At 68.1% G+C, this 25,478-nt stretch carries 30 protein-coding genes; 23 read left to right on the forward strand and 7 right to left on the reverse strand.

Annotation, left to right across the window (positions count from 1 at the left end):
- Positions 1-31 precede the first annotated feature (31 nt).
- From ACOMG5_RS04615 to ACOMG5_RS04655, 9 genes are all read left to right on the forward strand, one after another.
- Positions 32-556, forward strand: a complete 525-nt coding sequence (locus ACOMG5_RS04615) for an HdeD family acid-resistance protein (RefSeq protein WP_420342611.1) — start codon at positions 32-34, stop codon at positions 554-556.
- Positions 557-559: 3 nt separating this feature from the next.
- Positions 560-1,165, forward strand: a complete 606-nt coding sequence (gene leuD / locus ACOMG5_RS04620) for a 3-isopropylmalate dehydratase small subunit (protein WP_420342612.1) — start codon at positions 560-562, stop codon at positions 1,163-1,165.
- Between the two features lie 71 nt (positions 1,166-1,236).
- Positions 1,237-2,196 (forward strand): endonuclease/exonuclease/phosphatase family protein, encoded by a 960-nt coding sequence (locus ACOMG5_RS04625; protein WP_420342613.1) that lies wholly within the window; start codon positions 1,237-1,239, stop codon positions 2,194-2,196.
- Between the two features lie 68 nt (positions 2,197-2,264).
- A complete protein-coding gene (gene leuB, locus ACOMG5_RS04630) occupies positions 2,265-3,371 on the forward strand; it encodes a 3-isopropylmalate dehydrogenase (protein ID WP_420342614.1) in 1,107 nt (368 codons plus the stop codon).
- Positions 3,372-3,537: 166 nt separating this feature from the next.
- A complete protein-coding gene (phnC, locus tag ACOMG5_RS04635) occupies positions 3,538-4,359 on the forward strand; it encodes a phosphonate ABC transporter ATP-binding protein (protein ID WP_420342615.1) in 822 nt (273 codons plus the stop codon).
- 24 nt (positions 4,360-4,383) lie between these two features.
- Positions 4,384-5,283 (forward strand): phosphonate ABC transporter substrate-binding protein, encoded by a 900-nt coding sequence (phnD, locus tag ACOMG5_RS04640; protein ID WP_420342616.1) that lies wholly within the window; start codon positions 4,384-4,386, stop codon positions 5,281-5,283.
- 55 nt (positions 5,284-5,338) lie between these two features.
- Positions 5,339-6,196, forward strand: coding sequence for a phosphonate ABC transporter, permease protein PhnE (gene phnE, locus ACOMG5_RS04645; protein ID WP_420342617.1), 858 nt, complete (start codon positions 5,339-5,341; stop codon positions 6,194-6,196).
- Positions 6,193-7,515 (forward strand): phosphonate ABC transporter, permease protein PhnE, encoded by a 1,323-nt coding sequence (gene phnE / locus ACOMG5_RS04650; protein ID WP_420342618.1) that lies wholly within the window; start codon positions 6,193-6,195, stop codon positions 7,513-7,515. The genes phnE (ACOMG5_RS04645) and phnE (ACOMG5_RS04650) overlap by 4 nt, the downstream gene beginning before the upstream one ends.
- The gene (locus ACOMG5_RS04655) at positions 7,508-8,122 is read left to right on the forward strand and encodes a chloramphenicol acetyltransferase (protein ID WP_420342619.1); all 615 of its coding nucleotides are present in this window, start codon (positions 7,508-7,510) and stop codon (positions 8,120-8,122) included. The genes phnE (ACOMG5_RS04650) and ACOMG5_RS04655 overlap by 8 nt, the downstream gene beginning before the upstream one ends.
- On the opposite strand, the gene phnF is transcribed toward ACOMG5_RS04655, so the two are convergent.
- Positions 8,119-8,835 carry a phosphonate metabolism transcriptional regulator PhnF gene (gene phnF, locus ACOMG5_RS04660; RefSeq protein WP_420342620.1) on the reverse strand — a complete coding sequence of 239 codons (717 nt, stop codon included), beginning with the start codon at positions 8,833-8,835 and terminating at the stop codon, positions 8,119-8,121. The two genes, ACOMG5_RS04655 and phnF, sit on opposite strands and share 4 nt — an antisense overlap.
- A 103-nt stretch (positions 8,836-8,938) precedes the next feature.
- Here phnF and phnG point away from each other — a divergent pair, with 103 nt between their 5' ends.
- The 7 genes from phnG to phnN all read left to right on the forward strand — a co-directional run bounded on the left by phnG (position 8,939) and on the right by phnN (position 13,858).
- Complete coding sequence (gene phnG, locus ACOMG5_RS04665) at positions 8,939-9,382, forward strand: phosphonate C-P lyase system protein PhnG (protein WP_420342621.1); 444 nt, start codon at positions 8,939-8,941, stop codon at positions 9,380-9,382.
- Positions 9,382-9,936, forward strand: coding sequence for a phosphonate C-P lyase system protein PhnH (gene phnH / locus ACOMG5_RS04670; protein ID WP_420342622.1), 555 nt, complete (start codon positions 9,382-9,384; stop codon positions 9,934-9,936). The genes phnG and phnH overlap by 1 nt, the downstream gene beginning before the upstream one ends.
- The gene (locus ACOMG5_RS04675) at positions 9,936-10,994 is read left to right on the forward strand and encodes a carbon-phosphorus lyase complex subunit PhnI (protein ID WP_420342623.1); all 1,059 of its coding nucleotides are present in this window, start codon (positions 9,936-9,938) and stop codon (positions 10,992-10,994) included. The genes phnH and ACOMG5_RS04675 overlap by 1 nt, the downstream gene beginning before the upstream one ends.
- Positions 10,995-11,058: 64 nt before the next feature.
- The gene (locus ACOMG5_RS04680; RefSeq protein WP_420342624.1) at positions 11,059-11,898 is read left to right on the forward strand and encodes an alpha-D-ribose 1-methylphosphonate 5-phosphate C-P-lyase PhnJ; all 840 of its coding nucleotides are present in this window, start codon (positions 11,059-11,061) and stop codon (positions 11,896-11,898) included.
- A complete protein-coding gene (gene phnK / locus ACOMG5_RS04685; RefSeq protein ID WP_420342625.1) occupies positions 11,895-12,650 on the forward strand; it encodes a phosphonate C-P lyase system protein PhnK in 756 nt (251 codons plus the stop codon). The genes ACOMG5_RS04680 and phnK overlap by 4 nt, the downstream gene beginning before the upstream one ends.
- A gap of 1 nt (position 12,651) precedes the next feature.
- Positions 12,652-13,320 (forward strand): phosphonate C-P lyase system protein PhnL, encoded by a 669-nt coding sequence (gene phnL / locus ACOMG5_RS04690; protein WP_420342626.1) that lies wholly within the window; start codon positions 12,652-12,654, stop codon positions 13,318-13,320.
- Position 13,321: 1 nt separating this feature from the next.
- Positions 13,322-13,858, forward strand: a complete 537-nt coding sequence (phnN, locus tag ACOMG5_RS04695) for a phosphonate metabolism protein/1,5-bisphosphokinase (PRPP-forming) PhnN (protein ID WP_420342627.1) — start codon at positions 13,322-13,324, stop codon at positions 13,856-13,858.
- Here phnN and ACOMG5_RS04700 read toward each other — a convergent pair.
- The gene (locus ACOMG5_RS04700) at positions 13,837-14,520 is read right to left on the reverse strand and encodes a DUF1045 domain-containing protein (protein ID WP_420342628.1); all 684 of its coding nucleotides are present in this window, start codon (positions 14,518-14,520) and stop codon (positions 13,837-13,839) included. The genes phnN and ACOMG5_RS04700 overlap by 22 nt on opposite strands.
- Positions 14,521-14,622: 102 nt before the next feature.
- On the opposite strand from ACOMG5_RS04700, the gene ACOMG5_RS04705 reads away from it, so the two are divergent.
- Positions 14,623-15,768 carry an alpha-D-ribose 1-methylphosphonate 5-triphosphate diphosphatase gene (locus tag ACOMG5_RS04705; RefSeq protein ID WP_420342629.1) on the forward strand — a complete coding sequence of 382 codons (1,146 nt, stop codon included), beginning with the start codon at positions 14,623-14,625 and terminating at the stop codon, positions 15,766-15,768.
- Positions 15,769-15,800: 32 nt separating this feature from the next.
- Here the strand turns inward: ACOMG5_RS04705 and fabI are convergent, their stop codons facing one another.
- From fabI to ACOMG5_RS04720, 3 genes are all read right to left on the reverse strand, one after another.
- Positions 15,801-16,565, reverse strand: coding sequence for an enoyl-ACP reductase FabI (gene fabI / locus ACOMG5_RS04710; protein ID WP_420342630.1), 765 nt, complete (start codon positions 16,563-16,565; stop codon positions 15,801-15,803).
- 103 nt (positions 16,566-16,668) lie between these two features.
- Positions 16,669-17,166, reverse strand: coding sequence for a hypothetical protein (locus ACOMG5_RS04715; RefSeq protein WP_420342631.1), 498 nt, complete (start codon positions 17,164-17,166; stop codon positions 16,669-16,671).
- 171 nt (positions 17,167-17,337) lie between these two features.
- Positions 17,338-18,132, reverse strand: a complete 795-nt coding sequence (locus ACOMG5_RS04720; RefSeq protein ID WP_420342632.1) for a response regulator — start codon at positions 18,130-18,132, stop codon at positions 17,338-17,340.
- 84 nt (positions 18,133-18,216) lie between these two features.
- Here ACOMG5_RS04720 and ACOMG5_RS04725 point away from each other — a divergent pair, with 84 nt between their 5' ends.
- From ACOMG5_RS04725 to ACOMG5_RS04750, 6 genes are all read left to right on the forward strand, one after another.
- Positions 18,217-18,375, forward strand: coding sequence for a NepR family anti-sigma factor (locus tag ACOMG5_RS04725; RefSeq protein WP_420342633.1), 159 nt, complete (start codon positions 18,217-18,219; stop codon positions 18,373-18,375).
- Positions 18,372-18,929 (forward strand): RNA polymerase sigma factor, encoded by a 558-nt coding sequence (locus ACOMG5_RS04730; protein ID WP_420342634.1) that lies wholly within the window; start codon positions 18,372-18,374, stop codon positions 18,927-18,929. The genes ACOMG5_RS04725 and ACOMG5_RS04730 overlap by 4 nt, the downstream gene beginning before the upstream one ends.
- Positions 18,926-20,698, forward strand: coding sequence for a sensor histidine kinase (locus ACOMG5_RS04735; RefSeq protein WP_420342635.1), 1,773 nt, complete (start codon positions 18,926-18,928; stop codon positions 20,696-20,698). Before ACOMG5_RS04730 ends, ACOMG5_RS04735 begins: the two co-directional genes overlap by 4 nt.
- A 64-nt stretch (positions 20,699-20,762) precedes the next feature.
- Complete coding sequence (locus ACOMG5_RS04740) at positions 20,763-21,935, forward strand: hypothetical protein (RefSeq protein ID WP_420342636.1); 1,173 nt, start codon at positions 20,763-20,765, stop codon at positions 21,933-21,935.
- A 107-nt stretch (positions 21,936-22,042) separates the two neighbouring features.
- On the forward strand, positions 22,043-22,240 hold the full coding sequence (locus tag ACOMG5_RS04745; RefSeq protein ID WP_420342637.1) for a CsbD family protein: 198 nt from the start codon (positions 22,043-22,045) through the stop codon (positions 22,238-22,240).
- Between the two features lie 448 nt (positions 22,241-22,688).
- Positions 22,689-22,862: a DUF1328 domain-containing protein gene (locus ACOMG5_RS04750; protein WP_420342638.1), complete on the forward strand. Its 174-nt coding sequence runs from the start codon at positions 22,689-22,691 to the stop codon at positions 22,860-22,862.
- A 1-nt stretch (position 22,863) separates the two neighbouring features.
- On the opposite strand, the gene ACOMG5_RS04755 is transcribed toward ACOMG5_RS04750, so the two are convergent.
- Positions 22,864-23,700, reverse strand: a complete 837-nt coding sequence (locus ACOMG5_RS04755; RefSeq protein ID WP_420342639.1) for a F0F1 ATP synthase subunit gamma — start codon at positions 23,698-23,700, stop codon at positions 22,864-22,866.
- Positions 23,697-25,187 (reverse strand): F0F1 ATP synthase subunit alpha, encoded by a 1,491-nt coding sequence (locus tag ACOMG5_RS04760; RefSeq protein ID WP_420342640.1) that lies wholly within the window; start codon positions 25,185-25,187, stop codon positions 23,697-23,699. The genes ACOMG5_RS04755 and ACOMG5_RS04760 overlap by 4 nt, the downstream gene beginning before the upstream one ends.
- Positions 25,188-25,478 lie beyond the last annotated feature (291 nt).

The following is a 25,478-nucleotide window of genomic DNA, read 5'->3' on the forward strand; positions in this document are numbered from 1 at the left end:
TGCCGCAAACCACGGCCGCAGGAGCAGAGCCATGAAAGGCACCACCGTCCTCATCCTCTCCGGCGCGCTCGCCCTTCTGGGCGGGCTCGCGGCGCTGATCTTCCCCCTGCCCGCCTCTCTGGCGGTGACCGTTCTGGTCGGCTGGGTGTTCCTGATCAGCGGCGTGGTGGGCCTTTATGCGTCCTTCTCGGACCGCACCATGCCGCACCGGGGCTGGGCGTCCTTCATCAGCCTGGTCGATATCGTGCTCGGCGTGTGGATGCTGGCGCAGCCGATGGCGGCGATGGTCTCGCTGACGCTGGTCGTGGGCGTGCTGTTCCTGGCCTCGGGCCTCGCGCGGCTTTATGCGGCCGTCGCGCGGTTCCGCGGCACGCGCCTGTTCTGGATGATGGTGCTCTCGGGCATCGTCTCCACGCTGCTCGGGCTCTATGTGCTGGCGGCGCTGCCCGCGGCCAGCCTCGTCCTTCTTGGAACGCTGCTCGCGATCGAGCTGATCGTGATCGGCATCACCCTTCTCTCGCTGGGCCTCGCGCTCAGGAAAACCGGAAAATTCTGACCCATGGACAAGTTCACCACCCTCACCGGGATCGCGGCCCCGATGCCGCTGGTCAATATCGACACCGACATGATCATCCCGAAGCAATTCCTGAAGACGATCAAGCGCTCGGGCCTGGGCGTGCATGCCTTCGACGAGATGCGCTATGATGACAACGGCAACGAAAACCCCGATTTCGTGCTGAACAAGCCGCAGTACCGCAAGGCGGAGATCATCGTCGCGGGCGATAATTTCGGCTGCGGCTCCTCGCGCGAGCATGCGCCCTGGGCGCTGGCGGATTTCGGCATCAAGGCGGTGATCTCCACCTCCTTCGCCGACATCTTCTTCAACAACTGCTTCAAGAACGGCATGCTGCCGATCCGGCTGCCGCAGGAGCAGGTCGATATCCTGATGAAGGATGCCGAGCGCGGCGCCAATGCCCGCATGACCGTGGACCTCGAAAAGCAGGAGATCACCACCTCCGACGGCCAGGTCATCCGCTTCGACATCGACCCGTTCAAGAAGCACTGCCTGATCAACGGGCTGGACGATATCGGCCTGACGCTGGAAAAGGTGGGTTCGATCGACAGTTTCGAGACCACCGCGGCGCAATCGCGCCCCTGGGTCTGAGACCGCAAGGCCGCCCCCCGGGGCGGCCTTTTTCATTGCGCGGGGCGCAAATTTCGCATTCCCTCCGGGCCATGAGATTTCTGACGCTGATCCTGTGTGCGCTTCTGGCGCTGCCGCTCCGGGCCGAAACCCTGCGCATTGCGACTTGGGACCCGGAGCTGAGCCGCGACGGTCCGGGGCTCCTGCTGCGCGATATCGAGGCGGGCAAGGACAAGCAGATCGCCGCCGCGATCGGGGTGATCGTGGCCGCGCGGCCCGACATCCTGCTCCTGACCGGGTTCGACTGGGATTATCAGGGCGATGCGCTGGCGGCCTTCATGGCGCGCCTGCGCGAGGCCGGGGTGGACTATCCCTACAGCTTCGCCGCGCGGCCCAATACCGGCATGGCCACCGGGCTCGATCTGGATGGCAACGGGCGGCTTGGTCAGGCGCGGGATGCGCAGGGCTATGGCCGGTTCCCGGGGCAGGACGGGATGGCGCTGCTGTCGCGGCTGCCGCTCGGGCCGGTGAGGGATTTCTCGACCTTTCTCTGGGCCGATCTGCCCGGCGCGGAGCTCGACGGCATGCCGGCGGAGGTGCGCCGCGTGCAGCGGCTGTCCACCACGGCGCATTGGGATGTGCCCGTCACCCTGCCTTCGGGGGCGGCGCTGCACCTGCTGGCCTATGCCCCCACCGCGCCCGCCTTCACCCCGCGCAACATCGCCCGCAATCAGGACGAGACCGCCTTCTGGCTGCGCTATCTCGAAGGCGCCCTGCCCGAGAAGCCCGCGCCCGGCCCTTATGTGGTGCTGGGCAAGATCGGGGTCGATCCACAGAAGGGCGACGGGCGGCGCGCCGTGCTGGCCGCGCTGCTGGCGCAGGTGCAGGACCCGCTGCCCGGGGTGGATACGGTGGATTACGGCAAGCCGCCCGGGGTGCTGCGCACCGATTATGTGCTGCCGGGCCCGGGGCTGCAGGTGGCGGGCGCCGGGCTCGGCCCCGCGCAGGCGGCCCGGCACCGGCTCGTCTGGGTCGATATTTCCCTGTATTGACAGGGCCGCGCTTGACCCCGCCTGCCCCTTTGGCTACGCCACTCGCGACCCATCCGGAGGAGATACGCATGGCCAACCCAACCCTTCTCATCCTCGCCGGCGACGGCATCGGCCCCGAAGTCATGGCCGAGGTGAAAAAGATCATCGGCTGGTACGGCGACAAGCGTGGCCTGGCCTTCGACGTCTCCGAAGATCTGGTCGGCGGCTGCGCCTATGATGCGCATGGCACGCCGCTCACCGATGCGACCATGGCCAAGGCGCAGGAGGTCGATGCGGTGCTGCTCGGCGCCGTCGGCGGCCCGAAATACGACAATCTGGATTTCTCCGTGAAGCCGGAGCGCGGCCTGCTGCGCCTGCGCAAGGAAATGGACCTCTATGCGAACCTGCGCCCGGCGCAGTGCTTCGACGCGCTGGCCGATTTCTCCTCGCTGAAGAAGGACGTGGTGGCCGGGCTCGACATCATGATCGTGCGCGAGCTGACCTCGGGCGTGTATTTCGGCGAGCCGCGCGGCATCACCACCGAGGGCAACGAGCGCGTGGGCATCAACACCCAACGCTACACCGAGAGCGAGATCGCCCGCGTGGCGCGCTCCGCCTTCGAGCTCGCACGGCGCCGGGGCAACAAGGTCTGCTCGATGGAGAAGGCCAATGTGATGGAATCGGGCGTGCTGTGGCGCCAGGTCGTGCAGGAAATCCACGACAAGGAATACCCCGACGTGGAGCTGAGCCACATGTATGCCGATGCGGGCGCCATGCAGCTGACCCGCTGGCCGAAGCAGTTCGACGTGATCGTGACCGACAACCTGTTCGGCGATCTGCTCTCGGATCTGGCGGCGATGCTGACCGGTTCGCTGGGCATGCTGCCCTCGGCTTCGCTCGGCGCGCCGATGGCGAATGGCCGCCCGAAGGCGCTCTATGAGCCCGTGCATGGCTCGGCGCCCGATATCGCGGGGCAGGGCAAGGCGAACCCGATCGCCTGTATCCTCAGCTTCGCGATGGCGCTGCGCTACAGCTTCGATCAGGGCGCCGAGGCGGATCGCCTTGAAAAGGCCGTGGAAAAGGTGCTGGCCGATGGTGTGCGCACCGCTGATCTGATGGGCCCCGAAGGCGGCGTGCCGGTCACCACGAGCCAGATGGGCGACAAGATCCTGGCCGCGCTGGACGCAAGCCTCTGAGACCCTGACCATCGCTTGCGGCGCGGGCATGGTCCCGCGCCGTTTGCATGTCTGGCCGCCAGATCTTTCGGCGGGCAACTTCATCGAACCGATACGCCTGCGTTATCTTTCCGTCAGACAGCCCTCCTAGGGTCCGCCGCGATCAAGGCGGGCGGAAGGGCGCGGAATGCATATTCAGGTCGAGGGCGTAACGAAGATCTTCGGCGCGCGCGCCGCGGTCGACGCGGTCAGCTTCTCGGTCGCGAAGCCGATGATGATCGGGATCATCGGGCGCTCCGGGGCGGGCAAATCCACCTTCCTGCGGATGATGAACCGGATGACCGATGCCACCCGCGGGCGGCTTCTGGTCGATGGCCGCGATGTCCTGGCGCTGCGCGGCCGCGACCGCCGCGCCTGGCAAAGCCAATGCGCGATGATCTTCCAGCAGTTCAACCTGGTGCCGCGCATGGATGTGGTCTCCAATGTGCTGCATGGCCTTCTGAACCGCCGCGGCACGCTGGTGAGCCTGTTCAACCTGTGGCCGGCTGAAGATATCGCCCGCGCCATCGCCATTCTGGACCGGCTGGACATTGCCGAGCAGGCGCCGAAGCGGGCCGAGGCGCTTTCGGGCGGGCAGCAGCAGCGCGTGGCCATCGCCCGGGCGCTGATGCAGGACCCGAAGATCGTGCTCGCCGATGAGCCGATCGCTTCCCTCGACCCGATGAACGCCCAGATCGTGATGCAGGCGCTGCGCCGCATCCACGAGGAGGATGGGCGCACCGTGATCGCCAATCTCCACACCCTCGATACCGCGCGGCGCTACTGCGACCGCGTGATCGGGATGCGCGGCGGGCGGATCGTCTTCGATGGCGCGCCCGCACAGCTGACCGCAGGCGCCGCGCGCGACATCTACGGCGCCGACGCCAGCTTTTCCGAAGCCGCCACGTCGACCGCGCTCGACCTCCTGCCGGAGGATCCGGGCTATGCGCGCGCGATGCTGACCGATTGATTTTCACATCTCAGGAGACGACCCGTGAAACACCTGACCGCCGCCCTCCTTGCCGCCGCCCTGCTGGCGCAGCCCCTCGCCGCTCAACAGATCACCCAGTTCAATCTGGGCATCATGGGCGGCGAGAACGCCCAGGACCGGATCAACTCCAACGAATGCTACCGCAAGCTGATCGAAGACAGCCTGGGCGTGCCGGTGAAGGTGTTCACCCCGGCCGATTATGACGGCGTGATCCAGGGCCTGCTCGGCGGCACGCTGGATATGGCCTGGCTCGGCGCCTCAGGCTACGCCAAGATCTACCTCACCGATCCGGAGGCGGTGGAGCCGGTTCTGGTGAAGCAGAACATGGACGGCTCGATCGGCTATTATTCGATCGGCTTTGCGCGCAAGGACAAGGGCATCACCTCGCTGCAGGACATGAAGGGCAAGGTGATGGGCTTCGGCGATCCGAACTCCACCTCGGGCTATCTGATCCCGACGGTGGAAATGACCGCGGCCGGTATTTCCACGAAGCCGGGCGACTTCTTCAAGGATGTGAAGTTCACCGGCGGCCATGAGCAGACCATCGTCGCGGTCAACAACGGCGATGTCGATGGCGGCGTCACCTGGGCAGACGGGCAGGGCGCCTGGGAAGACGGCTACAATTCCGGCGCGCTGCGCAAGGCGGTGGATGCCGGGCTCGTCAACATGAACGATCTGGTGGAGATCTGGAAATCCAAGGAGATCCCGGAAGGGCCGATGGTGGTGCGCAAGGCGCTGCCGCTGGATGTGAAGGACAAGGTCACCCAGCTGAGCGCCGATCTGCACGAGACCGATGCGAAATGCGCCTATGGCGTGGCTTCGGGCGAGGCGAAGGATTTCATCCCTGTCACCCATGCGCAGTATCAGTCGATCATCGACGCGCGCAAGATGACCGGCAAGTGATTTAAATCCGTATCGGGCGGCCCTCCGGGGCCGTCCTTTTTTCATGGGCATGCGGATGAGCGACGTAACGGGGAACCTCGCCCGGATCGAGGCGGACTATCTGGCAATGGCGCGCCGCCGCAGGGGGCTGACGGCGGTGCTGCTGGCGGTGTTCGTGGCCGTGCTGGCGGCGGGGTTCGGGCTTGCGGATGCGCGCAATGCGGGCGGCTTCTGGCAGGGGCTGCACCGGATCGGGGATTTCCCGGCGGAGCTCTTCACCGAGGCCGCGGCCAAGGCCCACCGCCTGCCGGGGCAGATGCGGGCCTATCTTCCCGCGCTGATGGAAACGCTGAATATCGCGCTCAGCGCCACGCTGATCGGCACCGCGGGGGCGGTGGTGCTCTCGCTGCTGGCGGCGCGAAACCTGGCGCCCGCGGGCTGGATCGTCACCCCGGTGCGGCGGCTGATGGACCTGTTCCGGGCGCTGCCCGAAATCGTGGTGGCGCTGGCGCTGATCTTTGCGCTGGGGGGCGGGCCGGTGCCAGCCATGCTGGCAATCACGCTGCATACCTTCGGCGCGCTCGGCAAGCTCTTCGCCGAGGTGAACGAGAATGCCGATGCGAAGCCGGTGGAGGGTCTCGCCTCGGTCGGGGCGGGCTGGGTGCAGCGGATGGCGCTGGGCGTGGTGCCGCAGGTGGCGCCGAACTGGCTCAGCTACGCGCTGATGCGGCTCGAAATCAATGTGCGGGCCTCGGCCATTCTCGGCTTCGTGGGCGCGGGCGGCATCGGCTACGAGCTGAAGGTCGCCATCGGCTGGGGCCTCGGGCGCTACGATGCCGCAGCCGCAATCTTCATCCTGCTTTTCGTCACCATCGTCGTCATCGACCAGCTCTCCAGCCGGCTGCGCGACCGCCTGATCCGGGGAACAGCATGACCGCCGCCGCGATTTCGCCCGAGGTGCAGCAGCATTTCCGCCGCCTGCGGCGCACGGCCCTCGGCCTTCCGGCTCTGGTGCTCGTGTATCTGGTCTATGCCTTCTTCGCGCTGGATGTGCCCGGCCTTGCGGAGCGGTTCCGCCCGGCGAACATGGGCGTGCTGCTGGGCGATACCTGGAGCTACAAGACCCATGTGACCCGCGATTACCGCTTCGGCGGCACAACGGTCGCGATCGAGGGCGAGCGCAAGGGCACCTATCCCGAAGGCCGCTGGCCGGAGTGGGTGCATCTGCGCGCGGGCATCACCGAAGTCGATCTGCCCGGTGGCAGCCATGCGGCGCTTGCGCCCGAAGGCGTGCGCTTCGATATTGCGGGCTATGGTACGGTTTCGGTGGCGCCGGGGCAGGGCGGGCTGCGCCTGATCACGCCCGACGGTACAGTCCAGCGCTGGATCAGCGCCTCCGATACGCGGGTGGATATCAGCGCGCCCGATGGCCGGCTGAGCGTGACCCGCTCGCGCGCCGAAGTGTTCCGCTATGCGCCCGGCTGGGAGCTGTGGTTCTTCGACCTCGACAGCCCGTTTCACTACATGAGCTGGGGCCAGATCTGGGCGAGCCTGTTCGAGGCGCCGATCCGCCCGGGCATGTCAAACCTGCGCGCTGTGCTGCAGGATTTCTGGTTCAATGGCATGTGGCACCATGGGCAGGTCTTCGGCGCGCTGTTCGAAACCCTGCTGATGGCGTTCCTGGGCACGATGGGGGCCGCGGTCTTCGCGCTGCCGCTGGCCTTCGTCGCGGCGCGCAACATGATGCCGCTTGGTCCGCTGCGCTTCGCGATCCGGCGGGTGTTCGATTTCCTGCGCGGGGTGGACGGGCTGATCTGGACGATCGTGCTCTCGCGCGCCTTCGGGCCGGGGCCACTGACCGGCGCGCTCGCGATCCTGCTCACCGATACCGGCAGCTTCGGCAAGCTGTTCTCCGAAGCGCTGGAGAATATCGACGCGAAGCAGGTGGAGGGGCTGCGCTCCACCGGCGCCAATGCGCTGCAGCGCGGCCGTTTCGGGGTGCTGCCGCAGATCGCGCCGGTGATCCTGAGCCAGGTTCTGTATTTTCTGGAATCCAACACACGCGGTGCCACGGTGATCGGCGCCATCGTCGGCGGCGGGATCGGGCTTCTGCTCACCCAGGCGATGCTGACGCAGAAAGACTGGGAGGAAGTCACCTATTACATCGTCCTGGTGCTGATCCTGGTGATGGCGATGGACAGCTTCTCGGGCTGGCTGCGCCATAAGCTGCTGCGGAAGGTGGACCATGCCTGAGCTTTCCCCCGGAGGTGCCCGGATCGGCACCGGCTGCACCCTCGTCAACGCCACCTTCGGCCCCTGGACCAGGGTCGGCGAGAGCTGCCGTATCGAGAACAGCCATATCGGCGCCTACAGCTACTGCGACCGCTTCTGCGATATTGCCAATACCACCATCGGCCGCTTCGCCAATATCGCCGCCAATGTGCGCATCGGCCCGACGGATCACCCGCTGGACCGCGCGTCGCTGCATCATTTCATGTACCGGCAGGACTATTACTGGGACGGGCTGCCGCCCTGGCCGGAATACTGGCAGCGCCGCGAGGCCCGCCGCACCAGCATCGGCCACGACAGCTGGATCGGCCATGGCGCCATCATCAAGCCCGAGGTGGTGCTCGGCCACGGGGCAGTGGTGGCCGCGGGTGCCGTGGTCACGCGCGACGTGGCGCCCTATACCATCGTCGGCGGGGTCCCGGCGCGGGTGCTGCGGGTGCGGCTCGCGCCCGATCTCGCGGAGCGGATGGTCGCGCTCGGCTGGTGGGACTGGGATCACGACACGCTGCGCGACCGAACCCCGGATTTCCGCGTGCTTTCTGTGCCGGAATTTCTGGAGAAATACGGCTAATCCCCCGGCGTCACCGTCAGCGCGACCCGGTCTCCGGCGAACCAGGTGCGCCCGTATTCCAGCGGCCGATCCTCCGGATCAAGGTTCAGGCTGGTGACCCGCATCACCGGCGATCCTTCCGCAATCTGCAGATGCAGCGCCTGGGTGGCGCTGGCCGCGCGCGCCTCCAGCCGGGTCCAGGCGCGGGTGTAATCGGCGATGCCGCAGAGCTTCAGTGCCGCAGTGATGGAGCTTTCGGCCTCCAGCGCCGCGATCAGCCCGGGCAGCCGCACCCCGGGCAGCACGGAGCGGAACGTGGCCAGCGGCACCCCATCGGCCAGCGAGACCCCCTCCAGCACATGCACCGGCGCGCCCTCGGGCAGGGCCAGCAGCTCGGCTTCGCGCGGGTCCGCCCGCCGCGTTTCCAGCGCCAGCACCCGGCGCCCGGCCACGCGCCCCGATGCGGCCAGGTTCTGCCGGAACCGGACCCTGCGGCTCAGCGGATAGTCGATCGCGGGCGCCGGGGCGACATGGGCGCCCGCGCCGCGCCGCGTCACGATCAGCCCTTCGGAGACAAGCGCAGCCAGCGCCCGGCGTACCGTGTGGCGGTTCACGCCGAAGCGCTCGGAGAGCTCGGCTTCCGTCGGCAGGCGGTCGCCGGGGGCGCGGCTGCCGGCGGCGATCTCGGTGCGGAGCGCATCGGCGATGGCGGTCCAGAGTGCGGTGCGGCCCAAGGTGTCACCAAAGTTTCACGCGCGGGCGGATTGCCAGCGGCGTGGGGAATCGGTTATTTGTCTAGTTGTATATATATTTCGACAAATCCGCAAGGTGTCTGAAATGAGCTTCGACGAAACCTCCGGGCGGGCGGGGTGGATGAGCCTCATGGCTTGCGCCGCGCCCGCGGATCTGGCGGCGCTGATGCCGCGCGAAATCCCCGGGCATGACTGGCTGCGCGCGCCCGAAACCGGCACCGCGATGGTCCGCGGCCGCACCGGGGCCACCGGCACGCCGTTCAATCTGGGCGAGATGACGGTCACACGCTGCGCGCTGCGGCTGGCCGATGGCAGCGAGGGCCATGCCCATGTGCAGGGCCGAGACCGCGGCCATGCCACGCGGGCCGCGCTCATCGATGCGCTGATGCAGGGCCCGCGCGCCGCCGAAATCCGCGCCGCCGTGCTGGATCCGCTGGCCGAAAAGGCGATGGCGGAGCGGCGTGCGCGCGCGGGCAAGGCCGCGGCGACGAAGGTCAATTTCTTCACCATGGTGCGCGGGGAGGGCTGATGCTGGCTGGCTTTCAGGATCCGTCGCGCGATGCGGCGCGGGCGTTTCGCGCGGCGCTCACGGCGATGTCGCGCCCGGGAACCATCGTCACGCTGGAGGGGGTGGCGGCGCCCGCGCCGCTCTCTCCTGCCGCGGCGGGGCTCTTGCTCACTCTTGCGGACCGGACCACCGGGATCTGGCTCGCGCCCGGCCTCTCCGGTGCCGCGGTGCGGGATTGGATCACCTTCCACACCGCCGCGCCTTTCGTTGCGCCGGAGGAGGCCTGCTTCGCCATTGGCGCCTGGCCGGAGCTGTGCCCGGTCGCGCGGTTCCCTGTGGGCCAGGCGGATTATCCGGATCGCTCCGCCACGCTGATCGTGGAGATGGCGGCGCTTCGCCCTGTGGGCACGCGGCTCACCGGCCCCGGTATCCGCGAGGCGGCCGCGCTCTCGCTGCCGGAGGGCGCGGCATTTCGCGCCAATGCCGCGCTGGCGCCGCAAGGGCTCGATTTCTTCTTCACCTGCGGCGCCCGGCTGGCGGCGGTGCCGCGCAGCACCCGCGTGGAGGATTGCTGATGTATGTGGCGGTGAAGGGCGGCGAGCGCGCCATAGACAATGCGCATCGCTGGCTCGCAGAAGAACGGCGCGGCGACCCGGATGTGCCGGAGCTGCGCGACGATCAGCTCACCGCGCAGCTGAAACTCGCGGTGGACCGGGTGATGGCGGAGGGCTCGCTCTATGATCCGGAGCTGGCCGCACTCGCCATCCGGCAGGCGCGCGGCGATCTGATCGAGGCGATATTCCTGATCCGAGCCTACCGCACCACGCTGCCGCGGATCGGTGCCGCGCGCCCGGTGGAGACGGCGGCGATGGACTGTATCCGGCGCATCTCGGCCACGTTCAAGGATGCGCCGGGCGGGCAGGTTCTGGGCCCGACCTTCGACTATACCCACCGGCTGCTCGAATTCGCGGCCCTCGCGGCGGGGCAGGGGCTGGAGGCGCCACCCGCGGAGCCCGCGAAAGTGCCGCATGTGGCAGGCTTCCTTGGCCGCGACGGGCTGATCGAGCCCGCGCCCGATGCCGATGGCGCGCCGCCCGACCTGACCCGCGCGCCGCTGGAATTTCCGGCCGCCCGCCCGCTCCGGCTGCAGGCGCTGGCGCGGGGCGATGAAGGCTTCCTGCTCTCGCTCGCCTATTCGACGCAGCGCGGCTATGGCCGCACGCATCCTTTCGTGGGCGAACTGCGCATCGGCATGGTCACGGTGGAAATGGAGATCCTGGAGCTCGGGCTCGTTGTCGCCATCGGTCGGGTGGAGCTGACGGAATGCGAAACGGTGAACCAGTTCCTGGGCTCGCGCAGCGAACCCGCGCAATTCACCCGCGGCTATGGCCTCGTGTTCGGGCAGGGCGAGCGCAAGGCGCTCTCGATGGCGCTGGTGGACCGGGCATTGCGCTGGCAGGAGCTGGGCGAGGACGACACCGGCGCCCCGGCGCAGGACGCGGAATTCGTGCTGGCGCATGCCGACAATATCCAGGCCTCGGGCTTCCTGGAGCATATCAAGCTGCCGCATTACGTCGATTTCCAATCGGAGCTGGAGCTGGTGCGGCGGATCCGTGGGGAGGCGGGGGAATGATGCTGTGGTTCGCGCCGAGGTGCCTCGAATGGGTCTGGACGCTGCAGGGGAAAGGGCGCCGGAAATGAGCGACTACAACTTCGCCTATCTCGATGAGGACACGAAGCGGATGATCCGCCGCGCGCTGCTGAAGGCGGTGGCGATCCCGGGCTATCAGGTGCCTTTCGCCAGCCGGGAAATGCCGATGCCCTATGGCTGGGGCACCGGAGGCGTGCAGGTGACGGCGGCCTGCCTGACCCCCGAAGACGTGCTCAAGGTGATAGACCAGGGCGCGGACGATACCACCAATGCGGTCTCGATCCGGCGGTTCTTCCAGCGCACGGCGGGGGTTGCGGTGACGGAGCATACCGCCGCGGCGACGCTGATCCAGACCCGGCACCGGATCCCGGAGCGCGCCCTGACCGAGGACCAGATCATGGTGTTTCAGGTGCCGATCCCGGAGCCGCTGCGGTTTCTGGAGCCGCGCGAGACCGAGACCCGCAAGATGCATGAGCTGCAGGAATACGGGCTGATCCACGTGAAACTTTACGAGGACATCGCCCGCAACGGCCATATCGCCACCGCCTATGCCTATCCGGTGCTGGTGGAGGGGCGCTATGTGATGGACCCCTCGCCGATCCCGAAATTCGACAACCCGAAGCTCGACATGTCTCCGGCGCTGATGCTGTTCGGCGCGGGGCGCGAGCAGCGGATCTATGCGCTGCCGCCCTATACGCGTGTGCGCAGCCTGGATTTCGAGGACCATCCGTTTGAGGCCAGAAAGGCCAACCACGCCTGCGCGCTTTGTGGCGCGACGGAAAGCTACCTCGATGAGGTGATCGTGGATGATGCGGGCGGGCGGATTTTCGTCTGCTCCGATACCGATTACTGCGCGGAGCGGCGCGCAGGGGAGGCCGCGGCATGACCCCCCTGTTCAGCGTGCGCGGGCTCGAAAAGCGCTATGGCGCCCGGATCGGCTGCACCGATGTGGCGTTCAACCTCTGGCCCGGAGAGGTGCTGGGCATCGTCGGAGAGAGCGGATCGGGCAAATCCACGCTGCTCTCCTGCCTCGCGGGCCATCTGCGCCCGGATGCGGGAAGCATCGCCTATGACGGGCAGGACATGCTGGCCATGGCGGAGCCCGCGCGGCGGCGGTTGGCGCGCACCGAATGGGCCTATGTGCACCAGAACCCGCGCGACGGGCTGCGGCTGCAGGTCTCGGCGGGCGGCAACGTGGGCGAGCGGCTGATGGCGGTGGGCGCGCGCAACTATGGCCAGATCCGCGACACGGCGATTGACTGGCTCGGCCGGGTGGAGATCGCGGCCGACCGCGTGGATGACCGCCCCTCTGCCTTCTCCGGCGGCATGCAGCAGCGGCTGCAGATCGCGCGCAATCTCGTCACCGGGCCGCGGCTGGTGTTCATGGATGAGCCCACCGGCGGCCTCGATGTGAGCGTGCAGGCGCGGCTGCTGGACCTGCTGCGCGGGCTGGTGCGGCGGATGGGCCTCTCGGCGATCGTGGTCACGCATGATCTCGCGGTGGTGCGGCTGCTTGCGGACCGGCTGATGGTGATGAAAGGTGGCCGGGTGGTCGAATCCGGCCTGACGGATCAGGTTCTGGACGATCCGCAGCATGGCTATACGCAGCTGCTGGTCTCCTCGGTGCTGCAGGTGTGAGATGATCGAAATCCGCAATGTGTCGAAAACGTTCACGCTGCACAATCAGGGCGGCACGGTGATCCCGGTGATGACGGGGGCGCGGCTTTCGGTGGCGGCGGGGGAATGCGTCGGGCTGGTGGGGGCCTCCGGGGCGGGGAAATCCACGCTGATGCGGATGATCTGGGGCAATTACCTGGCGGCCTCCGGCGAGATCCGGATCGCGGGGGTGGATATCGCGCGCGCGCGCCCGCGCGAAATCCTGGCGCTGCGGCGCGAGACGATGGGCTATGTGAGCCAGTTCCTGCGCGTGGTGCCGCGGGTTCCCGCGATCGAGGTGGTGGCGGAGCCTCTGGGCAATGCGCCGGATGCCGAGGCCCGCGCGGCGGCGCTGCTCACCCGGCTGCGGATCCCGCAGCGGCTCTGGTCGCTCTCGCCCACCACGTTTTCGGGCGGCGAGCAGCAGCGGGTGAACATTGCGCGCGGTTTCGTGCGGCCGATGCCGGTGATGCTGCTCGATGAGCCGACAGCGAGCCTCGATGCGGCGAACCGCGAAACCGTCCTGTGCCTGATCGAGGAGGCCAAGGCGCGGGGCAGCGCCATCGTCGGCATCTTCCACGACGAGCCCGCCCGCGCCCGTGTGTGCGACCGGCTGGTGGATGTGGCGGCCTTCACGCCGGGGGCGGGCTGAGATGCCGGTCTTTGCCATCTGCGGGCCTTCGGGGGCGGGCAAGGATACGCTGATCGCGGCCGCGGCCCTGTGTCTGCCGGCGCTGCATGTGGTGCGCCGCACCATCACCCGTCCGGCGGAGGCCGGGGGCGAGCCGTTCGAGCCCGTCACGGAGGCGGAATTCGCCGCGCGCGCGGGGCAGGGCGCCTTCGCGCTGCACTGGCAGGCGCATGGGCTGCGCTACGGTATTCCCATCGCTGCCCTGCGGGCGGCGGAGGCCGGGCAGGTGGTGGTGCTCAACGCCTCGCGCCGGATGCTGCCGCAGGCGATGGCGGTGTTCCCGGGCCTGACGGTGATCGAGATCACCGCGCCGCCCAAGGTTCTGGCGCAGCGCCTGGCCGCGCGCGGGCGCGAGAGCGCCGAGGATATCGCCCGCCGCCTGGCGCGGGCGGCGCCGCTGCCCGAGGGGCTGCGGGTGCTGCGCATCGACAATGGCGGCGCGCTGGCCCCCGCCGTCGATGCGCTGGTGGCGGCGCTTCAGCCGATGGCCGCGCGATGAAGCAGATGGAACCGCCCGTCCGCCGCCTCGCCGAACAGGCACAGCGACCGGATTGCGAAGGGCTCCGGCAGGAGGGGCTCCAGCACCGGCGCCAGCACCGCCTCCACCTGCGCGGCCTCCGCCGCCTCCAGCGACCCGGTCAGCGTCAGGTGAAAGCGGAATTCCTCCATCACATAGGGGTAGCCCCAGCGGTCGAGCAGCGCGGCCTGCGGCGGGCTCAGGGCTTCGGGGCGGCGGCGGGCGCGTTCGGCCGTGGTCATCGGCGCGCGCAGCGGATCGAGATCGCGCACCACCCGCGCGGCCAGTGTTTCCAGCGCATCCGTATCGCCCCGCGGCGTCAGCGCGAGGAAGCGCCCGATCCGGCTGAGCCGCAGACCGGGCAGCACCACGGGATCCAGCCCGGCCGCGAGGGCCTCCAATTCGCGCCGCAGCATCGCCTCGTCGCGCGCCTCTGCCAGCCGGAAGGGCGCCTTCAGCGTGCCATGAAAGCCATATTTGCGCGGCTCCGCGGTAAGCGCGGCCAGCGGCCGGGGCAGCCCTGCCAGCGCCGGATGCGCCACTGTAACCCGAAGTTCCGGATCCCAGCCCAGCCAATGGGCGGCAAATTCTGCCAGAGGCCCGGGCTCCGGGGCGTAATAAATGGCATAGCGGCTGTAGCTCATGGTGCTCTCCTCCCGCGCCGCGGCATGGTTACGCGGCTGACATCTTGCGGCGGCAGGCATGCCGCATGAACATGACAATTCCAAAAAGCGGACGCGGACAAGATGACCCAGACCATTCTCGCCAATGCCCGGCTGGTTCTGCCGGAGCAGATCCTGACCGGGGCTCTCATCCTGCGCAACGGGGCCATTGCCGCCATCGAGGAGGGCGCGCATATCGCCCCGGGGGCGATCGACTGCGGCGGGGATCTGGTTCTGCCGGGGCTGGTGGAGCTGCATACCGATAACCTTGAGCGCCATATCGAGCCGCGCCCCGGCGTGGACTGGCCCCGCGATGCGGCGATCCTCGCGCATGATGCGGAGCTGGCGGGCGCCGGGATCACCACGGTGTTCGATGCGATGCGGGTGGGCTCCGTGACCGGTACCGAGGCGAGCGGCTACCGCAAATATGCCCGTGAGCTTGCGAGCCAGGTGCTGCACCTGCGCGACGCGGATGCGCTGCGTATCAGCCATTTCCTGCATCTGCGCGCGGAGGTTTGCTCCGAAAGCCTGCTGGAGGAGATCGCCGAATTCGGGCCGGTGGACCGGGTCGGCATCGTCAGCCTGATGGACCACACCCCCGGCCAGCGCCAGTTCCGCGACATGACGCAGCTGGAGCGCTACCTGCGCGGCAAGCGTGGCATGAGCGCGGCGGAATTCGAGGCCCATGTGGGCAATCTGAAGCGGATGCGCGACGCCATCGGCGACCGGCACGAGGCCGAAGTGGTGGCCTTCGCCCGCAGGGTGGGGGCGGCGCTGGCCAGCCATGACGATACCACCGCGGATCAGGTCGCCGTTTCGGCCGGGCATGGCATCCGCCTCGCGGAATTCCCAACCACGGTGGAGGCGGCGCAGGCCTGCGTGGCCGCCGGGATCAAGGTGATCATGGGCGCGCCGAACCTGATCCGCGGCGGCTCGCATTCGGGCAATGTGGCGGCGCAGGATCTGGCCGAACGCGGGCTGCTGGATATCGTTTCATCGGATTATGTGCCCGCGGCGCTGCTGACGGCGGCGCTGCGGCTCGGGGCGCTGTGGCAGGATCTGCCGCGCGGGGTGCGCACGGTCACCGCCACGCCCGCGGCGGCGGCGGGGCTCGCGGATCGGGGCCGGCTGGAGCCGGGGCTGCGCGCCGATGTGATCCGCGTGCATCCGCTCGGCCCGGCCGCGGCCCGGCTGCGCGGCACCTGGGTGAAGGGGCTGCGCGTCGCCTGAGCCTGTGCGCCCAGCGGCCCCGATGCAATGCTCTAGGCGGTGATCGAATAGCCGCCGTCGATCTCGTGGATGCCGCCGGTCAGGTTCTTCGCCTCGGGCGAGGCGAGGAAGGCCGCCATGGCGCCGATATCCTCGATCGTCGCGAGGTGATGCGTCGGCGCGCGGGCCGCAGCTTCGGCCATCATGTCGTCGAAATGGGCGATGCCGGAGGCCGCCCGCGTGGCCAGCGGCCCGGGCGAGAGCGCATGCACGCGGATCCCCTTTTCACCGAGCTCCGCCGCGGCATAGCGGGTCACGCTTTCGAGCGCGGCCTTCACCGGGCCCATCATGTTGTAATTCTCCACCACCCGGGTCGAGCCGAAGAACGACACCGAGAGGCAGCAGCCGCCCGCGCCCATCAGCGGCTCGGCCAGCCGGATCATCCGCAGGAACGAATGCACCGAGACATCCATCGCCAGACCGAAGCCCTCGGCCGAGCAATCGACGACGCGGCCATGCAGGTCGTCCTTGGGCGAGAAGGCGATCGAATGCAGCAGCGTATCGAGCCGGCCCCATTTTTCGGTGATTTCGGCAAAGATCGCCTCCATCTCGCCGGGGTGGGAGACGTCGAGCGGGCCTGCGATCTCCGCGCCCAGCTCTTCGGCCAGCGGGCGCACGAACCGCTCGGCCTTTTCGTTCAGCCAGGTGACGGCGAGCTCCGCGCCCTGCGCGCGCAGCGCCTGGGCCACGCCCCACGCAATAGACTGCTGATTGGCAATTCCGACGACCAGGGCCTTTTGACCCTTCAGTGAGAACATGACGACCTCCATCCAAGGATAGCGGCAGCCTAGCACCTTTCTGCGCTGCGGCGAGATTCTTCTGCAGCTGCCCGGCGCCGGAAATGGCGCCGGGCCTGTGCCATCACTTCAGGTTGGTGACGACGTAATCGGCGAAGGCATTGACCATGGCGTGGTAATACACCATCGCATCCTTATCGAGCGCGCTCACATCGGTGCCTTCGGGTAGGAAAGCCTTGGCCTGCGGATAGGCGACGGTGAGCACGTAATTGTCGAATTTCAGCCCGTCGCCATCATCGGGGCGCACGTCGACCTTGCCGGTCAGCTGCGATTTCGACAGGTCGGCCAAGTTCGCCCAGGTCGAGGCCAGCTCCACCTCGTCGATGTCGATCTTGATCTTCTGGCCGTCCTTGTCGACCAGGGCGTTCGGGTCCAGCCGGTTCAGGATGGCCCCGCGCAGATCCTCCGACAGATTGGTGAAGACCTTCGCGGCCTCCGGGTTCTGGATGGCCGAGAGATCGGCCTCGACCTTCACCTCCTGCACCTTCACATCGGATGCGGCGAAGGCGGCGGTCGAGAGGCCGAGCACGGAAACACCGGCCAGAATGAGATTGCGGATCATGATGTCCTCCTCGGGTTGTGGATCGGTCGCGGTCTGTGCCGCGATCTGAAAACACAACGCCGGGGCGGCGGAAGGGTTCCTCAGTGTCTGATCAAGATATTGATATGATATGATTATATTGAAAAAGGCCCCGGCGGGAACCGGGGCCGTGGGCGGCTTCTGCCGGGGGCCTCAGGCCACCAGCGTTTCGGTCGAGGCGAAGAACATCGCCTGGCTGACGGCCGACTGAACCTGGCTTTCCGTATAGGGCTTCGTGATCAGGAAGGCGGGCTCCGGGCGCTCGCCGGTCAGGAGCCGTTCGGGGAAGGCGGTGATGAACACCACCGGCAGATCGTCGAACTGCTCGAGGATATCGTTCACTGCGTCAATGCCCGAGGAATTGTCCGCGAGCTGAATATCCGCGAGGATCAGGTCCGGCTTGTCGCGCGCGGCCAGGTCCACGGCTTCGGTGCGGGTGCGGGCGATGCCGGTGACGGTATGGCCCATCTCAGAGATGATAGAGGCGATATCCATGGCGATGATCGGCTCGTCCTCAATCACCATCACCTTGCCGGCGATGGAAGCCTCCATCTCGCGCAGCGCGATATCGACCAGCTCCGCGGCCTCGCTGTCCTCGACCTGCATGATCCGGCCGATATCGGCGAAGGGGAAGCCCTCGATCGTGTGCAGCAGCAGCGCCTCGCGCGTATTCGGGGTCAGCGTGCCCAGATGCAGCTGTGCGCGCGCAGAAAGATTGGTGTCGGGCTCGCCCAGGGGCGCCCCGGCCGAACGCCAGACCAGATGGAACGCTGCGAACAGCGCGAGTTTCGGATCCGCGCCATCGAAGCCGGAGGGATCGGCCAGCACCGCCTCCAGCGTGGCTGCGGCGAAACGGTCGCCAGACTGCTGGCCCCCGGTCAGCGCCCGCGCATACCGGCGCAGATAGGGCAGATTTGCCGCGATGGAACCGGCAAGATCGGCGGTCATGTTTTTCTCCCACGTCCGATTTTTTACGGGAACCCAACACCCGAGGCGGCGTTAGGTTCCCATAGAGTTATCAGGACCGCGAAAATGTTCGAAGAACCGCAGGATGGCACGGCCAAAGCCAAACTCCGCGCGCAGATCAACGAGAATCTGAAGCGGGTCTACGAGGATTCCCTCAAGGAAGAGATCCCGGACCGCTTCAGGCTGCTGCTGGATCAGCTCCGCGCGAAGGAAGGCGAGAAATGACCGTACGCGATCCGCGCGACGAACTGCCCGAGCATCTGCCTGCCCTGCGTGCCTTTGCCATGTCGCTGACGCGGAGTTCCGCCGCGGCCGACGATCTGGTGCAGGATACGATCGTGAAGGCCTGGAGCAACATCGACCGGTTCCAGGCGGGGACGAACCTGCGGGCCTGGCTCTTCACCATCCTGCGCAACACGTTCTATTCCGACCGGCGCAAGCGCAAGCGCGAGGTGCCCGATCCCGACGGGATCCACGCGGCCCAGCTGAGCGAGAAGCCCGCGCACGATGGCCGCCTGGCGATGAACGATTTCCTGCATGCCTTCGACAAGCTGACCCCGGAGCACCGCGAAGTGCTGATCCTGGTGGGCGCCTCGGGCTTTGCCTATGAGGAGGCGGCGGAGATGATGGGCGTCGCCGTCGGCACCGTGAAAAGCCGCGCCAACCGCGCCCGCGCCCGGCTCGCGGAGCTGTTGAAGCTCGAAGACGGGGAGGACCTGCTCGGCCATGACCCGAGCGCGCTTGCGGTGATCGGGAAGTCGGGGATCGCGGCCGCATGAGCAGGCGCGGCCCCCTGCGGCTGTTCGACAGGCTCGGGTTCCGGCTGGCTTTCCTGCTGGCGGTGGCGCTGTTCCCGTTGCTCGTGCTGGCGATCATGCAGTCGCGCTCCATGCTGAGCGAGGCGCAGGCCCGCTCCGAAGCCGCACTGATGGGGGAAACCCTGCGGGCCGTCTCGGGCATCACCCGGCTGATCCAGCAGGCCGAGGCCCAAAGCAACCTGCTCTCGGATCTGGTGCCCGCCGTCATGAACGACGATGCGGCCTGCAGCGCGCTGATGCGCCAGGCCAAGGCCGCCAATCCGCATGCCTCGTTCATAGGCTTCACCCGGCTTGACGGGATCATGCGCTGCTCCTCCGACGGGCGCATCGCGGACCTTTCGGCCAGCCCGCGGTTCCACTTCGTCGCGGAGCAGGACGACCTCGCCTATACGGTGGCCGAATCCGGCGCGGTCTCGGGCACGTCGGTGCTGACGATTTCCTACCCGGTGCGCGATGCCGCCGGCGCCCGCATCGGCTTCGTCTCCATCTCCTTGCCGCATCAGGGGCTGGACGGGCTGGAAAGAGCTTCGCGGATGAACCCGGTCGATCACGACAAGCCGCTGGTGATCCTCACCTTCGACAAATCCGGCAAGATCCTGACCGCCTCCGACGGGCTCGAGAACGCCGAGAGCCAGATCCCGGCGCTGCGGGACCTGTCCGGCTTCAACGGCCGTCAGGCGGTGAGCTTCATGGCCACCTCGCGCGGCGGCGAGCGGCGGATCTATTCGGTCGTGGAACTGATCCCCGAGCAGCTCTATGCCCTTGGCAGCTGGCCTGCGAAGGCCGTGCCGGTGGTGAGCCCGATCACCCAGCTGCCGCCGATCCTGTTCCCGGCGCTGATGTGGGCGGCCTCGCTGTTCGTGGCCTATTTCGCGATGCAGAAGATGGTCATCGGCCATGTGAAGCGGCTCAGCCGGGCGCTGCGCAGCTTCGCCTCCGGCAACCGGATCGTGGCCGAGCTGGATGTGGACGGGGCGCCGCGCGAGATCCGCGATCTGGCCGAGAACTACGCCAAGATGACCGAGACGATCCTGCATGACGAGGCCGAGCTGGAGGATACGATCCACCACAAGGAAGTGCTGCTGCGCGAGGTCCACCACCGGGTGAAGAACAACCTGCAGCTGATCGCCTCGATCATCAACATGCAGGTCCGCCGCGCCCGCACGCCGGAGGCGAAGGCGATGATGAAGGGGCTGCAGGAGCGGGTGATCAGCCTCGCGACCGTGCACCGCGGGCTGTACATGACCTCGGGCCTGACCGACATCGACGCGAACGAACTGATCCGGGATATCGCCCGCCAGCTGATGCGCGCCACCACCGGGCCCGATCGCCAGATCGCCACCGAGATCCACATAGACGACATCCGCCTGACCCCGGATCAGGCGGTGCCGCTGTCGCTGCTTCTGACCGAGGCGATGACCAATGCGGTGAAATATGCCTCGGCTGACAATGCTACGCCGCGGCTGAGCGTGACGCTGGAGCAATGCGCGCCCATGCGCGCACGGCTGAGCATCCGCAATACGGTCGCCACGGCGGGGCCGCGGAGCGAGAGCGCCGACGAGGCGTCATCGGGCCTCGGTTCGCAATTGCTCAATGCCTTTGTTCAACAAATTGGGGGCACGCTGTCGCTTCATGATTCGGCGGGAACCTATGCGGTGATCGTGGAATTCAACATCAGCCCGCTTGCCGAAGCGGAGCTGCGGCATCAGGAGGCCACCGCCGGCCCATAGGACGAGATGCGGGATGCGGGGCGGATCCGGATCCCCGAACACTGCCAGAGAGCGCGACACGATCATGGAGCGGATGAAGAAGGCCGGCATCACGACAAAGGGGCGGATCGACTGTTATGTCGACCGCCTGCGGGGCTGGGCCGCGCTCGAGGAGGCGATACTGGATGCCCGCCAGGCGGTGCGGATGGCCGCGGCGGGGCTGGATTTCGAAACCCCGCTCACCTCCCTGCGGGCGCGCCGGATCGGCCGCAACTGGCAGGACCTGATCCGTCATACGCTCGGGCGGGGGGTGGCCTTCGCGATGACGCTGGACGATCCGGGCCCCTGGTCCGGGCCCGAAGGCCGCTCGCCGCTGCAAGACGCGCTGATGCAGGTCTCCCAGCCGCTAAATGCCCCGCAAACCGGCCGCCGCTGGGCGGAGCTGAGCCTGACGGCGCTCGGCCATCCGTCGTTGCACCGCCGCTGCACTGCCTGGTGCCCGAGTGCGCAGAACCGGATGACCATGGGCCTGATCGACGACCGGGTGATGTTCCTCAGCCGGCGCGGGCTGACCGATACGCATGCCGGAGAGCGCGATCTGGTGATGCTCGCGCATGGGCCGGTGGTGACGGAGGGCGCGACCTTCCTCAATGAATATGCCGATATCTGCTCCGGGCTGCGGGAGCCTTCGCCCGCCCGCAGGCTGCTGCGCAGCTGCGCGTGCCCTGCCCGCGGGATGGGGCGCCTGCTCGGGCTGCAGACGGTGGCCAATGAGGTGGAATCCGCGCATCACATGCTGATCCGGCGCGCCGAGCGGCTGATCTATATCGAGACCCAGCGGTTCGACAGCCCGGCCCTGGCGCAGCATCTGGTGCAGCGCGCGGCCGCGGTGGCGGCGCTGAATCTGGTGCTGATCCTGCCCGCAGGCGCGCCGGACAGGCATACGGAGCGTTGCCTGCGGCTGCTGCGCGCGGGGTTCGGGCCGCGGCTGTTCGTGGCGCGGGCGGCGGGGGGCTGCACCAATATCTCCGTGTTCGACGATGAGACCGCGCTTGCCGGCTCGGTGGACCTGAGCCTGCAAGGGCTGCGGCGCGATACCGGCCTCTCGCTCTATCTGCGCCGGGTGGATGGGGTCGCGGATCTGCGCCAGCAGCTGGCCCAGAACTGGATGACAGATCTGACCCCTGAGTGCGGGGCCGCGGAATGGCGCGCGGCGCTGGGCCGGGTGGAAGCGCCCGCTCTCGCGCTCGTGAGCTGATGTGAGCCTGCGCGGCCGCGCGCGCCGGAACCCTGCGGCCCCCCGGACGTTGATCCTGTACATGCCGGGGAGGACCGGCAGCGACATCAACCGAAAGGGAGACCGCGATGAACTGGGATCAGATCGAAGGCAGCTGGATGCAGGTCAAGGGCAAGGCCCGCGAGAAATGGGGCGAGCTGACCGATGACGAGCTCGACAAGGCGAAGGGGCAGCGCGAGCAGCTCGTGGGCCTCGTGCAGAAGCGCTACGGTGACACCAAGGAAGCTGCGGAGAAGACGGTCGACGAGTGGACGAAGACGCTCTGACCACATGACCGACGGCTACGAAGGGGCGCAGTTTCTGCGCCCCTTTTGCCATGCCGCAGGCGGCTCGCTTGCGGGCCCGGATCGGGGAGTGGGGGGGGGATATGCTCCCTCGCATGGCTCCGGACTGGATGCCGGAGCGCATGGGCCGGAGACCTGGCGACAGGAGGGGATATTTCCCGGCCTCATGGAGCCGGATTTCGGCGCGAAGCCGATAAAAATCCCCCCGCATGCATGCACACGGGGGGGAGGTCACAGGGATTGGGAAAACGATTGCCGCTCTGGCACTTGGGGAACGCAGCATCCGGGGCCGGGTTCCGCCCTGCAGCGAAAAGAATCCGCGCGGCCAGAGGGATCGCAGTGGAACCCGGAAATCCTGCCGAACGTTACAGGATCATGAATGCAGCAACCCGCTCCGGGGCGCACGCCTCGGACGGAAATGGAGGATAGAATGCTTGGATGGGCCCTGACCTTCCTCATCGTCGCGCTGATCGCGGCCGCGCTCGGCTTTGGCGGTATTGCCGGTACTTCGGCCGGGATCGCGAAGATCCTGTTCCTGATCTTCATCGTGCTTTTCGTCATCGCGATGATCGCGCGCGCGGTGCGCGGTAAACCCCCGGTCTAAATCACGCTTGCCCGGCCACGGCCTCCGCCGCGGTCGCCAGTTCGACGATCTCGGTCGTCATCTGATCCTGACGGGCGCGCTGGAATTCCTGTTGCAGCGCGCCCGCCATCCTTTTGACCGCGGATTGCGCCCGGCTCATCGCCTCGGCCCGCGCGGCATTCTCGGCGGCATGGCCGAGCATCAGCACCTCACAGATCTCCGTGAACACATATTCCGCGATCAGCGCGGCCAGCAGCCGGGCAGGCGGCAGCGTCAGCACTGGCATGGGCCGGGGCTGCGCGCCGAAGCGGGCGGTATCGAACGGGAACAGGCTGCGCATGCGGGCGCCCTCGGCCAGGGCATCGGGGTCCGGATGGAGGATCCGCACCGGGGCCTCCGGCAGCTCCGCCAGCCGGGCATAGAGCGCATCGGCCACGCGAATGGCCAGCGCGCCGATATCGGCCGCCCGCGCGCTCAATTCCGCACTCCAATCGGGCGCGTGCCCGCTATCGGTGAGCGCGCCGATGGTGCGGCTGCCGATCACCATCAGCCGGTCGCCCCGCGCGCAGGCGGCGCGGGCGGCCTCTGCCATCCGGTCGCCGTAGCTGCCGGAAAAGCCCTGCGCCGCGCCGATGACGATGGTGATGCCGGGCCCCTCCGGCGGCGCGGGCGGCGGCGCCCCGAGCGCCAGCGCCATCCGAAGCGCCTCGGCCACCGTGGCCTCCTGCGCCCGGATCGCCTGCACATGCGCGCGCGCCTCAGCCTGGCGCGAGGCCGCGATGGCGCGCAGGGCCGAGATGATCCCGCCGATCTGATGCACATTCGCCAGCCGGTCGCGGATGTCTTCGGGCCGGTTCATGCGGGGCCCCGCGCGAGGGCCTGACGCAGGCAGCCGATCAGCGCCGCGCGCGCCGCATCGTCGAGCTTCGCCGGACGCGCGCGGAAGGCGGCCAGGGCCGGCTCCGCCGCAATCAGCGGGATGAGAGCCTGTTTCAGCGCGGCGATGGCGGGCAGGCTCACCCCGTCCAGCAAGCCCTGATCGAGCCCGGCAAGGAGCGCGATTTGCACCGGCGTGGGCAGCGGCTCGAACCGCGGCTGCGCCAGCAGCGCCCCGATCCGCTCGCCGCGCGCGAGCCGCGCCTTCATCGCCGCATCGCCGAAGCCACCGAAGCGGGCGAACATCTTCATTTCCAGATATTGCGCATAATCGAGCCGGACCCGGCCCGAGACCGCCTTCAGCGCGCCCCATTGCGCCTTCCCGCCGACCCGGCTGACCGAGAGCCCGATATCCACTGCCGGGCGTTGGTTCGCGGCGAACAGCTGTGCCGAGGTGACGATCTGGCCATCGGAGATGGAGATCAGGTTGGTGGGAATGTAGGCCGAAAGGTTCCCGGCCTCGATCTCCGCGATCGGCAATGCGGTGAGCGAGCCGCCGCCCCGCGCGGGCGAAAGCTTCGCCGAGCGTTCGAGCAGCCGCGCATGCAGGTAAAATATATCGCCCGGATAGGCCTCGCGCCCGGGCGGCTGGCGCGACAGCAGCGCCAGTTCGCGGTGCACTGCGGCATGTTTGGTCAGGTCATCATAGACGATCAGCGCATGGCCGCCGCGGTCGCGCACCCATTCGGCCATGGTGGTCGCGGCGAAGGGGGCGAGCCAGCGCAGCCCGGGCTCGGCGGAGGCGGGCGCCACGACGAAAATCGTGCGGACGAAGGGGCCGCGGTCGCGCACCGCCTCGATCACCCGGCGCACGGCGGTGGTGCGCTGGCCGATGGCGACATAGATGCACACCATATCCGATCCCGTCTGGTTCAGGATCGCATCGAGGGCGATGGATGTCTTGCCGGTCTGGCGCTCTCCGATGATCAGCTCGCGCTGGCCGCGGCCCACGGCAAAGAGTGCATCCACCACCAGAAGCCCTGTCTCCACCGGCTCGTCCACGAAATCGCGCTCGATGATGTCGGGTGCGGGGCGTTCGGTCTCCAGAAATTCGGTGGCCTGCACCGGCCCGAGCCCATCGAGCGGGCGGCCGAGCGGATCCACCACCCGGCCGAACAGGCCCTCCCCAACCGGGACCGAAAGCAGCTGGCCGCTGCGGCGCACGGTGCTGCCGGCCTCGATCCCGTCCATCGGGTCGAGGAGGGCGGCCTGCACCGCATCGGCATCGAGGTTCTGCACGAAGGCGCGGGCGCCGGTGCCGAAGATCAGGATCTCGCCCGCCTGCGCCTCGGGCAGACCCGCGATCTCCGTCAGCCCGTCGGCGATGCGGGTCACGGTGCCGGTTTCCTCTGCCTCGGGGCCGAGCTTTGCGCCCGCCACGCGCGCCTTCAGCGCATCCAGCCCGGTCATGCGGCAATACCTTTCCTGGTTGTCCCGGCCGCGCTCCTAGGCGGCCGATGGCCAGCGGCGCCGGTCCTGCGGCGGGCTCCGTGCCTTTTGGCCGGACGCCCAGCATATGTCGCGAGATCCTCGTGCTGTGGCATCAGGCTGCGGCCTCCGGTTTCAGGGCGGTGGCGATGCGGTCGAGATCATGGGCGAGGGAATTGTGCACGATGCCGCTATCCGAGCGCAGGTCGAGCCCGAGGATCAGCGCCGGATCCTCCTCCACCCCAGCCGCCGCGATCCCGAGCCGCCGCAGTG

This window comes from Paenirhodobacter sp., assembly GCF_041916475.1.
Taxonomy (GTDB): Bacteria; Pseudomonadota; Alphaproteobacteria; order Rhodobacterales; family Rhodobacteraceae; genus Rhodobacter.